The sequence below is a fragment of the Cognatundibacterium squillarum genome (assembly GCF_014652435.1).
Classification (GTDB): domain Bacteria; phylum Pseudomonadota; class Gammaproteobacteria; order Burkholderiales; family Burkholderiaceae_D; genus Undibacterium; species Undibacterium squillarum.
In genome coordinates, this window is record NZ_BMYU01000002.1 from 494,863 (window position 1) to 506,726 (window position 11,864).

10 protein-coding genes are annotated in these 11,864 nt (G+C 53.2%); 2 read left to right on the forward strand and 8 right to left on the reverse strand.

The features are described 5' to 3' along the window. Positions 1 to 20: 20 nt before the first annotated feature. On the reverse strand, positions 21 to 998 hold the full coding sequence (locus IE092_RS06425; RefSeq protein ID WP_189356200.1) for a gliding motility protein GldB-related protein: 978 nt from the start codon (positions 996 to 998) through the stop codon (positions 21 to 23). Positions 999 to 1,637: 639 nt separating this feature from the next. Next, entirely contained in the window at positions 1,638 to 2,447 is an 810-nt protein-coding gene (locus tag IE092_RS06430; RefSeq protein ID WP_189356201.1) for a MipA/OmpV family protein, read from the reverse strand. Positions 2,448 to 2,913: 466 nt separating this feature from the next. Between IE092_RS06430 and IE092_RS06435 the strand changes: the two genes are divergently transcribed. Both IE092_RS06435 and IE092_RS06440 read left to right on the forward strand, forming a co-directional pair. After that, complete coding sequence (locus IE092_RS06435; RefSeq protein ID WP_189356202.1) at positions 2,914 to 3,669, forward strand: response regulator; 756 nt, start codon at positions 2,914 to 2,916, stop codon at positions 3,667 to 3,669. Next, complete coding sequence (locus IE092_RS06440) at positions 3,666 to 4,739, forward strand: ATP-binding protein (protein ID WP_189356203.1); 1,074 nt, start codon at positions 3,666 to 3,668, stop codon at positions 4,737 to 4,739. Before IE092_RS06435 ends, IE092_RS06440 begins: the two co-directional genes overlap by 4 nt. Here IE092_RS06440 and IE092_RS06445 read toward each other — a convergent pair. The 6 genes from IE092_RS06445 to IE092_RS06470 form a co-directional block, all read right to left on the reverse strand. Further along, the gene (locus tag IE092_RS06445) at positions 4,731 to 5,447 is read right to left on the reverse strand and encodes a hypothetical protein (RefSeq protein WP_189356204.1); all 717 of its coding nucleotides are present in this window, start codon (positions 5,445 to 5,447) and stop codon (positions 4,731 to 4,733) included. The genes IE092_RS06440 and IE092_RS06445 overlap by 9 nt on opposite strands. Positions 5,448 to 5,585: 138 nt before the next feature. Next, positions 5,586 to 6,974 carry a flavin monoamine oxidase family protein gene (locus IE092_RS06450; RefSeq protein WP_189356205.1) on the reverse strand — a complete coding sequence of 463 codons (1,389 nt, stop codon included), beginning with the start codon at positions 6,972 to 6,974 and terminating at the stop codon, positions 5,586 to 5,588. 13 nt (positions 6,975 to 6,987) lie between these two features. Beyond that, on the reverse strand, positions 6,988 to 8,391 hold the full coding sequence (locus tag IE092_RS06455; RefSeq protein ID WP_189356206.1) for a flavin monoamine oxidase family protein: 1,404 nt from the start codon (positions 8,389 to 8,391) through the stop codon (positions 6,988 to 6,990). A 213-nt stretch (positions 8,392 to 8,604) separates the two neighbouring features. Beyond that, positions 8,605 to 9,519, reverse strand: coding sequence for a thioredoxin fold domain-containing protein (locus tag IE092_RS06460; protein ID WP_189356207.1), 915 nt, complete (start codon positions 9,517 to 9,519; stop codon positions 8,605 to 8,607). After that, positions 9,516 to 10,262 carry a DUF4852 domain-containing protein gene (locus tag IE092_RS06465; protein WP_189356208.1) on the reverse strand — a complete coding sequence of 249 codons (747 nt, stop codon included), beginning with the start codon at positions 10,260 to 10,262 and terminating at the stop codon, positions 9,516 to 9,518. The genes IE092_RS06460 and IE092_RS06465 overlap by 4 nt, the downstream gene beginning before the upstream one ends. Positions 10,263 to 10,466: 204 nt before the next feature. After that, positions 10,467 to 11,849, reverse strand: coding sequence for a NarK family nitrate/nitrite MFS transporter (locus IE092_RS06470; RefSeq protein WP_189356209.1), 1,383 nt, complete (start codon positions 11,847 to 11,849; stop codon positions 10,467 to 10,469). Between the last annotated feature and the right edge of the window lie 15 nt (positions 11,850 to 11,864).

Below are 11,864 nucleotides of genomic sequence, written 5' to 3' on the forward strand. Positions count from 1 at the left end.
GTCGGTCAGAGCGGATGGCGTCAGCGCGGTGCATATGCGCTGCGCTGTAGGATTGCTGCCGGATCTTTGGCCGCAATCAGGGTCAGTAAAGCTTCCCGCTCTTCCGATGCCTGTGTGAAGTAAGCACGCGCAATATTGCGCCCCACCCAGTATCCCAGCTCAGCGGGCCAGCCTTCCGGCAATCCGTCAAAACGCTGACCAGCATTTGAAAACCAGCGCAGGTAAGCCGCACGTTTCTCTTTATCATCGCCAGTTTGCATCAGAACACGGTCTTCTGAAAAACGCCGCCAGATATCTGCCTCACGTGGTCGCGCCCAGGCTTCTGTATCCGGATCCGGATCTGCGCCTGTTACCAGCTCCGCCAGCAACTCCGGTACGCCTTCCCGCAGCGCGGAGGACAGTAAGCGATCCGCAACCGGCCCATTCCCTGCACTTTGCCAGGTATGGACGGTTTCATGTGCAAAGAAGCTGCGCATAGTTGTGCGGAACTGCGCCGCAGTCGTCCCTTCTTTACAAAGTACTTCCAGTCCGAGCACTTGCGCGTCAGCACGCGCCGTACCACCACTGTTACCAGCGCCGAACACCAGATGCACTTGCGGTAAAGGAAACTCCGGAAACAGCCCGCGGTATGCAAGGTAAATCGCGCGTAATTCCGCGTTCAGTCCGTTTACCATCGGCAGACATGTCGCTACCGCATGGGCATAATCCGCTTTGCGCTTCGCAACCTGTTGCGCTAAATGCGTGGCGTTCAGAATACGGTTCGGTGTAAATATCTGCACGCCGCGCCCCGCACCATCCAGATAGCCCGCCTGTAATTCTGCGCCACTGACTTTACCTGCCCGAAACAATGCTGCGAAACGCTCAGCGTCCTGCGACTGAATACGCGCACGCAACGGGTCTTCGGACGCAAAGGCATATCCCGCCACCAGCATCAGTGTGACCGCGAAACACTTTTGTAATGCGTAGCGCTTTGTGCTCTTGTTTGTAGACTTTTTCATTATCTGAATTCCGGGGTGTGCAATACGACTATGGCATCAAAAAACTGAAATCTGTACTGTCCATCCGGGCTGAAGTGCGCCTGATCAATCACAACTTCAGCCATCTTCGGCTCTGAGCATGGTTGTTCGTACACTCCAGCTTAATCCACGTCGCTTGAGGTGTGGTGGGGCAACACATTCTGTTTAGACACTTCTCAGTCCGGCGCAATAATTCGCCGCGAGCGCACTTTGTCAGATTTCATTTTTTTTATAACCGTAATGCGCTCAGAGTCGTGCTGTGCAGCTAAACAGCACTCACTGCCGCAAAAGCTGTACAGACTACAACAAATACCTGCCAAAACGCGGAAAACCTGAGGGTTTTTTCGTGTTTCAGAGAACAAATGCCGCTTTTTCGGCGGCACTTCCTCGTCTGCGAATACCTTTCAAACCGTTTTCTGGTCAGTTTCAGGTACAAATGCGGATTTTCGCACAGGCATTTAGCGCTCGCCGGCGGAAAGTCTGGCTGTCCGGAAACCGGTGATGATGATTTTTGCACAGGCTGGTAGACAATCCGGTGCGACTGGCGCTACAGCAGTGACTTCCGGGCGGAAGTTACGGCTGTTTGCGTGATGTCGCCTGCCTGTTCTGAAATGCAGCGCGTCAGAAACGGTAATTCACCGTACTGATCAACATCGGGTTGACTTTGTTTTTAACAATCGGACTGTTCGCCGCATCACCGGTCAGTTGGGTAACGCCGGCCATGGTACGCACCGACCAGCGACTGTCGATGACGTGATTCCACGCAATACTGGCACTCATCTGGTTCAGACCCGCTTTCGGACTGTAAGCGCGGTAGCCGGAATTCTGACTTTGCTGCGCTGTCACACCAAAGTAAGTCTGATTAAATTTACGGTCTGCGTATTCCGCAGAAAAATCCAGACCAACCTGATCCGCACTGGTCTGAAAAATGAGACGGCTGACACCGAATTTAAAACTGTTCCCATTATCTCTGTTACTCAGTGCCAGATTAGCGCCCGCATACAGTTTGACCTGCCCCGCAAGCAAAGTCGACACTTCCAGATTCGCCACCGCCGATCCCGGAATATCTCCCATGCCCTTCAGATCATCCGAACCAAACAACGAGCTGTTACTGCGCTGATCTTTGCGACCGCCGCGATAACTGAGCGCCGCGCTGACGCCGAATTCACCGGCTTGCTTTTCCATGCCGATACCGCGCATGGAACTGACAAAAAATCCCTCACCATTGCGGTATTCGCCAAACAACACGGGTATCGCACGGCGCTTTTGCGCACCATCGTACTCGGGAACATATCCGGCACCGAAACCGACCACGGTACTCGCCTGCCCTTTGTTGTCCGGCGCGGTTTGCGCGACTGCGCTCTGACTGACTGCGACGATGCTGAAAAGTGCCAGAACACTGGCGATGCGGGTGTGAACGGTAGTTTTCATAAGTAAGCTGTCCATGTTGTGGGGTTGTCGATACTGGCTGCGAAGCAAAGCGCTGCGCAGTCTGGCGAAAGCAGTGTTAGTCCGCCAGACAAATTCCATACAGCGCACAACAATCCCCGTCAGGTAGCATGCGATAAACTTTTTGCATTCTTGTCACGACCTTAATACAACGGTCATATTTCTGCTTTACGCATCCGTGCCGGAACGAGTTTTTTTGCGGTCAGTCGCTGCCTTCGGGGCACATTCGCTCAAGTCGTTTTTCATGACAAATCACAAACAATGAAACGGAAAACACGGGGGAAAGGTCGCGTTAAGGCGCAGGTGTTGCGCTTGTTCAGACAGTTTTAGTGTGCTGCTTCGAAAGGATTTGGCAGAAACGCGGATTCCTCTAGACTAATGTGTTCGCTTTTTTTCTGTGCACCACCTGTTGCGCCGCAAGGCTGACCGGCTTCAACCACGCTCCTGTATGAACTTTCCTGCAACACCTTTTCTCAGCCCGGATTCCTGTATCTCCGCGCACGGCGCTGCCAGACTGGTTCTGATCGCTGAAGATCAGCCGGATATTTGCGATATTCTGGTGGCGTATTTGCAGCGCAACGGCATGCGCACCATCACGGCTGCGAATGGTGCAGAAGCACTGGATTTGCACTGGCAACTGAAGCCGGATCTGGTGCTGCTGGATATTCAGATGCCAGTCATGGATGGCTGGCAGGTACTGGCAGCACTGCGTCAGCGTGGTGATACGCCGGTGGTGATGATTACCGCGATGGACAGCGATCTGGATAAACTGACCGGACTGCGCATCGGTGCCGATGACTATATCGTCAAGCCGTTTAATCCGGCGGAAGTGGTTGCGCGGGTCAACGCTGTGCTGCGCCGTTATCAGCCTGCCAGCGCAGAGCGGGCAGCAACAGTATTGCGGGCGGGTCCACTGGAAATCGATCTGACGCAACACGAAGTGCGTATCAGTCATGCGCAGAATCAGCGGCATTTGCAGCTGACACTGACGGAATTCCGTTTGTTGTGCCAAATGGCGCGCGCCCCGAAACGCGTATTTTCCAGAGCCGAATTACTGCAGCATTCGCTGCCGGAGGGTGATGCACTGGAAAGAACGGTAGACAGCCACATCAGCAAATTGCGCAAAAAACTGGAAGATTGCGGTGTACGGGGGATGCCATCGGTGGTGCGCGGCGTTGGTTACCGTTTGTGGAGTGAAGCATGAAAATCAGCGGCCTGCACCGGCAGATTGTGTTATCGATGACGGCGATTGCGTTCACAGTCACCTTTCTGGTGCTGCTGACTTCCTATATCCTTTGCTATCTCCTTGAAACCTACTGGCCGGAAAGCTATACGAATGACAATCTGGTGCCCAGCGGCCCGGAATGGGTCTGGATGGCAGGCATCACACTGATTGGTTTATTGTTGGCCGCTATAGCAGCTTTTAAATTATCCGCACGCATTCTGCACCCCTTAAACGCCGTCGCTGAAGGTTTGCGCGATATCGCAGACGGTAATTTGCAGGCGCGTGCCGATGTACGCGCAGATTCCATGAGCGAAATCGCGACGCTGGCAGGCAATTTTAATCATCTGGCAGCACAACTGGAACGTGTGTCCGGCGAACAGAAATTCTGGAATGCTGCGATTGCCCATGAGCTGCGCACTCCGGTAACGATACTGAAAGGCCGCTTGCAAGGAATGGCCGATGGCGTGTTCACTGCAGATGCCGCGCAGTTTCAACAATTATTGCGGCATGTGGATGGGCTCGCCCGTCTGATCGAAGATTTGCGCATTGTCAGTCTGGAAGAAAACGGACATTTACTGTTAACGCTGCAGGATACCTGTCTGGTCAGCGAACTGACTGCCGTTGCAGACCTGTTCCGTAACGAGATGGCGCAACAGGGACAAACGCTGGTTCTGGATTTGCAGGCAGGCGTATTCCGCTGCGATCCGATCCGGATACGGCAGGCGCTGATTGCCTTGCTTGATAATGCGCGACAGCATGCTGATCCGGGCAAGATCACTGTCAGCACAGAAGTCAGTGCGCAGACTTATCTGCTGAAAGTATCAGATTCCGGCCCGGGTATCCCGGAAGATTTTATCGCTTTTGTGTTTGATGCTTTCCGTCAGGCACCTGCAAAAAATACCGCTGCACGCGGCAGCGGACTGGGGCTGGCGGTGGTACAGACCATTGCCCATGCGCATGGCGGACAGGCAGTTTGCTATCGCAATGCACAGGGTGGCAGTGTGTTTGAACTCCGCTGGCCGGTGGCTGCCGGATATTTGTCAAAATGAATATTCAGACGCCGCCGGTGCGACGAGCGTTGACGTTGACGTTGTCGTTGACGTCGTCGTTGAGTCTGCCATTGCAGTCTCTACACGATGCACGAAATTCAGTAAAACCGCCGATGTGATTGCTGCAAACTGTGCGGCATTGTCTTGCTGAAATTGTTTCAGCAAGGCTTCGCAGCGGGCATCACGCCACAGCCATGCCGGTCGCTGTCCGCTTCGCTGATGCATAGCTTCCAGTGATGCCGGGATAGGTTTATCAAAGTCGCTCAGCCTGCACCAGATAAAGTCCCTCTGCAGCTCCGCAGAAAAATCGATCTTAAATAAGGCGGCAGACTGCGGGTCGTAACGCGTCGAAAAATCCACCACAACAGGGTCAAATACGACTTCATCGGGCAAATACACCTGTATCCAGCAATGGTACATGCGCAGATCGGACAAATGTCTGGCCTGGCGGATTTCTTGTCGCCCCGGCGCGATAATCATGCTGCGCCCTCCGCCGCAATCCATAATCTGTCCGCCGCATACTGCTTCGCATTGTCTGCCGGTCAGCAGCGTCAGCACTTGCGCGCCGACAATCGCATACATGGCACATTTACCAAATGCACCAAAAGGCTGATGCGCGTATCGGGCAGAAATAATGTCGTGAACAGAAGCATCAATGAATTTCTGAATATCCTGATTAACAGGAAAGGATAAAACTGCGGCGTGCACGGCGGGTCGATTCTGAGAAACAAACTATGTCGTGTTTTTCCGGACTCAGAGACGAGCCGCCACCTGCGCTGAGTAGCGCAAAAACGGCTGACCATGCTGGCCGGAAAAACAGGGGAGATTACAGCGCTGGCGTTGTCGTCACCGGCGCAGATTCAGCTTCAGAATCTCATCGGCGGCACGTAAGCCGGACTGATACGCACCATGTACGGTCTGATAATATTTCTTCTCAGTCGCTTCACCGGCAAAAAACACTCTGGCGCTGATATTTTTTGCCAGGTCATCGCGCTGTGCCGGTGTCGAGCCAACGGCATTGAAGGAATAGGATCCACGGGCATACGGATCCGATTTCCAACGGGTGATCACGGCGTCCAGCGGTGCCGGTACTGGCTTGCCAAACATCGTACTCAGCGTGGAGACGGCGCTCTGAATGATTTTTTCATCGCTCCAGCCCTCTATCCTGGTACCCACATCGGCAGCATTAAACCCCATCAGCATGGGCTTGCCGGTAGGTCTGGCAAAACTGACCCATTCTGCCCATTCACCGGCGTGACCTGTGCGCGGCAGGTGTTGCAGCCAGTCCAGACCGGTATTCCAGAAAGCCTCAGGAAACAGCAGACAACATTTATTCAGCACGCCAAAACCCAGCTGATTGATGGCGGCCTGTTTTTTTGCCGGTAAAGGCGGAACAAAGCGGACATTACCAGCCTTCAGTACACCCAGTGGCAACGTCACGATGACAGCGGATGCGGTGAACACGCCCTGACTTGTTTCTACGGTCACCCCTTCTTTTTCACCGTAACGGACAGCCGTGACTTCATGACGTAAGCGGATATCCAACCCCGCCGCCAGCGAATCCGTAATGACTTTATAGCCATCCAGAAAAATCGCTTCATCACCGGCGTAAGAGCCACCGTCATCAAACCAGAGTCGGGATAACTGGTCAGTCGATCCGCTGTACTCGTGTTCATAATTAGAATTCAGCGTGAAGTCGATGATGCGCTGTTCCAGTGCCGAGCGTGTTTCATAGTCAGTTTCGGCATATACCAGCTTGCGCAGCGATGAATCCGGGCCACGGCGGCTTTGCTCAGCAATGGCTTCGCTGACCTCCCGACGGATGCTGTCGATTTTCTTTTCATCGCGTGCACTCAGCGCCGTACCATCGCCGTTGTACAGTTCTGCTTTTTCGGCATCGGTGGTGACGGTACGTGCACCGATTTTGCGTGCCAGCTTTGCCACCGGATTGGCAGGTCCGGCGCCGTGTATCCACGATGCACCGATATCCACCGCGGGACCACGCCAGTTGGCATAGGTATGAATACGTCCGCCGGTACGTTCGCGGGCTTCCAGTACGATCACATCGCTGCCAGCGTCGCGCAGCTGCCTTGCGGCGGCCAGACCGGCAATACCGGCACCGATCACCAGCACCTGCGCACTGTTTTTTTGTCCGCTCTGTAAGGCAGCCATACCGGTCAGTGGCAGCAATGGTGACAATCCGATTCCGGCTTTCAATAAGGTTCTGCGTTTCATACTGTACTCCCGCTCAGGTAGTTTTCTGATTCAATACTTCATTCGCTGCACGTAATCCCGACAGATACGCACCGTGTACCGACTGAAAATATTTCGCATCCGTCGCCTCACCGGCAAAATACACCCGGCGGCTAAGCGGTGCTGCCAGTGTAGTCCGCGCACCGGCTGGTGCGCCGAGTTTGTTGAACGAGTATGCGCCACGCGCAAACGGATCGCTCATCCAGCGGGTAATCTGCCAGTCCACCGGTGCCGGAATCGCATTGCCATAGATTGCGCGCAGGGTTTGCATCGCCCGCGCCACAATTTCGCTATCACTGAGTTTTTCCAGACTGCGCCCGTAATCAGCAGCATTAAATCCCAGCAAAACCGGCTTACCGGTAACACGCGCCAGACTCAGCCATTCTGCCCACTCACCCCGGTTGGCGGCTGCAGGCACATAGTTAATCCAGTCTGCGCTGGTATCCCAGAAAGCCACCGGAAACCGCAGATAGCATTTATTCAGCGTTCCCATGCCCAGCCCGTTGATTGCGTTCAGTTTATCTGCTGGCAGCGCCGGTGAAAACTGAATGGCACCGGACTGCAACACACCCAGCGGCACAGTCACCAACACTGCAGTTCCCTGTATCGTCCCCTGACCAGTCGTCACCGTCACAGTTTCATTGCTGTAATTGATGGCACTGACAACCTGCTCCAGCCGCACATCCAGGCCCTTCGCCAGATAGCTGGTCAGTACGCCATAACCATCCAGAAACAAACGTTCATCACCGGTGAAGCGGCTGTCACTGTCAAAGTTCAGTGCAGACAATTCCGTGGCCGGGCCACTGTATTCATGTTCATAGGTCGTATTGATCAGATGATCTGTCAGACGCTGCTCAAACGGCACTTTGTTTGCATAGTCAACACCACGGTAAATGGCATCGCGCAAAGGTGCATCGCTGGTGGATTCCTGATATGCAGTGACTGCGGCACGTATCTCAGTACGCAGGCGTGTCATCGTTGCCTGTTCCGCACTGATCAGTATATGGCCGTCTGCATCGTAAGCCGTGTCGCGGGCAAAACTGGTGGTGGTTGTGCGGGCAGCTGCCTTTTGCGCGAGGCCAGTCAGCGGATTGGCTGCACCATCGCCATGTATCCAGGTAGCGCCCAGATCCAGCGGTGCATCCACCCACTTTGACGATGTATGAATACGACCACCCAGACGATTGCGGGCTTCCAGCACCACTACTTTTTTACCGGCATCCGCCAGCTGGCGCGCAGTAGCCAAGCCTGCAATACCGGCACCGATCACAATCACCGGCAGTGCTGCCGGTGGAGTACCGCCGCCGGTTTGCCCACCGGATTGCCCGTCACCACCTGCACCACCACAACCCGCCAGCGCCAGTCCGCCTGCCATTGCAAGAAATTCACGTCTTTTCATCTTCCGCTGCTCTCCGTCCGTTATGCATCAGGCAAGCGCAAACACCTGCTTGCTTCTGTCAACCCAGCATACAGACAGTGTTTTAAGAATACGGGGAGGAATTATGGAGATTGGATGGAGATACGCACAAACATACTTCGTGCGATAACAGAAGAAACCAAAAGCCCCGATGCAAAAACAGAGGGGCTTTTAGTCTCTCAAAAATAAACCGATTTATTGGAAGAATAGTTTCTTTCTTTCCATTTCCTGCGATTTTTGTTTGACTTGCTCCAGCTTATCGGCACCGGACAAAATGGTGCCGTCGGCAAATACAAATGATGGTGTTGGTAAGTTTTCGCCGGTCAGCAGGTTCAGGTCGGCGGTTTCGTAGCGGGCCAGTTCCTGACGGTCGCACTGTGCGTCAAACATTTTGATATCCGGCAACGGTTTGGTGGCCACTTGTTTGCGCCACTCGGCAACTTTGTCTTTCGCACAGTAAACGCGGTTTACATACGGATAATCTTTCATCGGATTGACGCCGAAGGTGACGTTAACACGAAACGATAAACCGCTTTCCACCAGTTTCGGATCCAGCGCAGCTGAGTAGGGGCAGGACGGGCTGCTGATCAGCACGAAAGTTGGCTTCTTATTGCCGACTTTTGGTAAGTCGTCCAGATGCATGTGTGGCAGAATCTGGGCCAGATATGGCAAAGCGTCTGCGCCATTGCGATAGCCTTTATCTTTGTCGTACACAATCAGCGCATCCGGATTTTTTTTGTACATCCCGGTGCGGGTGATGAAACCGGCACCGTTCGGTAAAAATAAAACAATGGCACGGGACTCGAACAAATAGCCTTTGTTCTTCATCCATTTTTCAAATTCTGCCGGATTCTTATCCATATTCGGCGCAATGTGGCGGAACGCGAACAAGCCCGGAATGGCGGAAACTGTCCACGCTTCATCCACATCAGTGGTTTTCACATACGAAGACCATTCAATCTGCGGCAGATTATTATTTGCCTGCAGATTGGTGACCAGTGCGGTGTAACCATCGACTGCTTTGCGCAGATCGCGGTCCAGATTTTGCGCAAATGCACTGCTGGCCAGCAACGCAGTTGCGGCAATACCGAGAATGCTTTTCTTCATCATTGCTCCGCCAGTACGTTGCCTTGCTTATCAACGATTTGCAGCTTCATCAGTTCACCGCTGATGGTTTTTTCACCGATTTTGGTGTCGCCAGCGAAGAAGTAAGCCACAACGTCGAAGCTGTTATATTTTGTTCTCAGACTTTCGAGTTTACGAGCCAGCTCTTCATTGTCGATTTTAAACTTACGGAAAGCCTCGCCATTCGCGAAAGTAAAGCGGTATTCATTGGTACCATCCGTAAAGAACTGGGTTGCACCGTCGAAAGGCACGGACTTGCAAAGAAATGACTTCGATTCAAAATCATATTTATCCAGATCAGAAGAGCTACCGACCGCGATTTTGTAGTATTTCGATTGCTTTGCTTTTTCCACTGCGGCATCAATTTGCGGTTTTAATGCTGCAAGCACGTCACGTCGTTTAAATTCATCCTGCTCGTAAACATATTTTTGCGGCTCAAGAATGGCGGCAACTTTTTCGTATTCCACCGGTGCTGTTGAGGCAGCGTAATACGCAAACATCAGCTGTTTGCCGTCAGTCAGCTTTTTGTAATCACTGAACGGTACGGATTTATCTGCCTTTGGTGCTGCAGCGACTGGCATCGCTTTTTGCTCTGATCCCGCTGCACTAGCGGATTGTGCTGGTGGCTGTGGTGCCGCTGCAGCAGAAGTAGCGCTTGATTCTTGTTTTTTTGAGCAGGCTGCCAGCATGACAGCAGCGATCGCAACGCACATCAGTTTCTTATTCATCCGTTTCTCCTTGCAGATTTTTGATTGATGCGACCTATGCTATGCGGGCTGCAAATGGCAAGCTATGGAACATCTGTTCTATGGACGCAGCAGACTATTTCACTTAAAGCTTGCAACTCACCGGTATCCTGAATTTACGAGCGACAAACAAAAACCCCCTCTGCAATGAGGGGGCAAACACCACAAGTGCCACAACAGTGAGAATCAGCAAGGCATTTCTGCGCCTTTGCGGGAATAGAACCACCAGGTAATGACGAGGCAGGTGATATAGAACGCGACGAAGGTGTACAAGGCCATGTCGGGGCTGCCGGTCAGTTTGATCGAGGTGCCGAAACCCTGCGGAATAAAGAAGCCGCCGTAGGCACCGATCGCGCCGGAAAAGCCGAGTACTGCTGCGGATTCTTTCGATGCTTCGAGACGTGCCTGTGCCAGTGCCGGCTGGCCTTTACCTTCGGCTGCGCGTTCTTTCATTTGTAAAAAGATCAGCGGGATCATGCAGAATGTAGAGCCGTTACCGAGGCCGGTTAAGATAAACATGCCGATGAACGAAGCCAGAAACAGCGTGAAGTCGTGGCTGTGCAGGGCTGGTACGATACCTGCCACAATCACCGCTGCCATTGCGGCAAACACCCAGAACGTTAAACGCGCACCGCCGATTTTGTCGGAAATAATGCCGCCTACCGGACGCACCAGCGCACCTGCCAGAGGGCCGAGGAAGGCAAACTTCGCGACATCAATTTCCGGAAACTGCGATTTGATCAGCATCGCAAAACCCGCTGAGAAACCGATGAAGGAACCGAAAGTACCGATGTACAGCCAGCACATCAGCCAGTTGTGTTTGCGTTTAAAAATCACTGCCTGATCTGCAAAAGATGCTTTCGCAGTTGCCAGATCATTCATAAAGAACCACGAAGCAATGGTGGCAATTACGATAGGCAATACCCAGACAAAACCCGCATTGGCCAGCCAGAAGGTGGCGGTCTGATGGGTTTTCGGGTTCAGAAATTCAAAACCGTTACCGGAAATGCTGGCACCGAATACCGCACCGGAAATCACCATCGGCGTGACAAACTGCACCACGGACACACCCAGATTACCGATACCGGCATTCATGCCCGTTGCGTAACCTTTGCTGGCTTTCGGGAAAAAGAAGCTGATATTCGACATACTGGAACTGAAATTACCACCACCCAGACCGCACAGCAGCGCCAGCACCAGCAGCGTGGAGTAGCTGGTGGTCGGGTCTTTCAGCGCCATCCCCATGCCTATCGCTGGAATCAGCAGACTGGCAGTAGAGATCGTGGTCCAGCGACGGCCACCGAACACCGGCACCAGAAACGAGTAGAAAATGCGCAGCGTCGCGCCGGACAAAGCCGGCAAGGCTGTCAGTAAAAACAACTGATCTTTGCTGAACTGAAAACCAGCCTTATCCAGATTGGCGGCAACCACGCTCCACAGCATCCAGACTGAAAAAGACAACATCAGACAAGGGATGGATATCCACAGATTGCGGTTCGCAACCTGTTTGCCGGTGCGCTGCCAGAATTCGGCGTGTTCCGGTTCCCAGTGAGTAATTGTGCGGCTCATGTTAACTCCTGATTA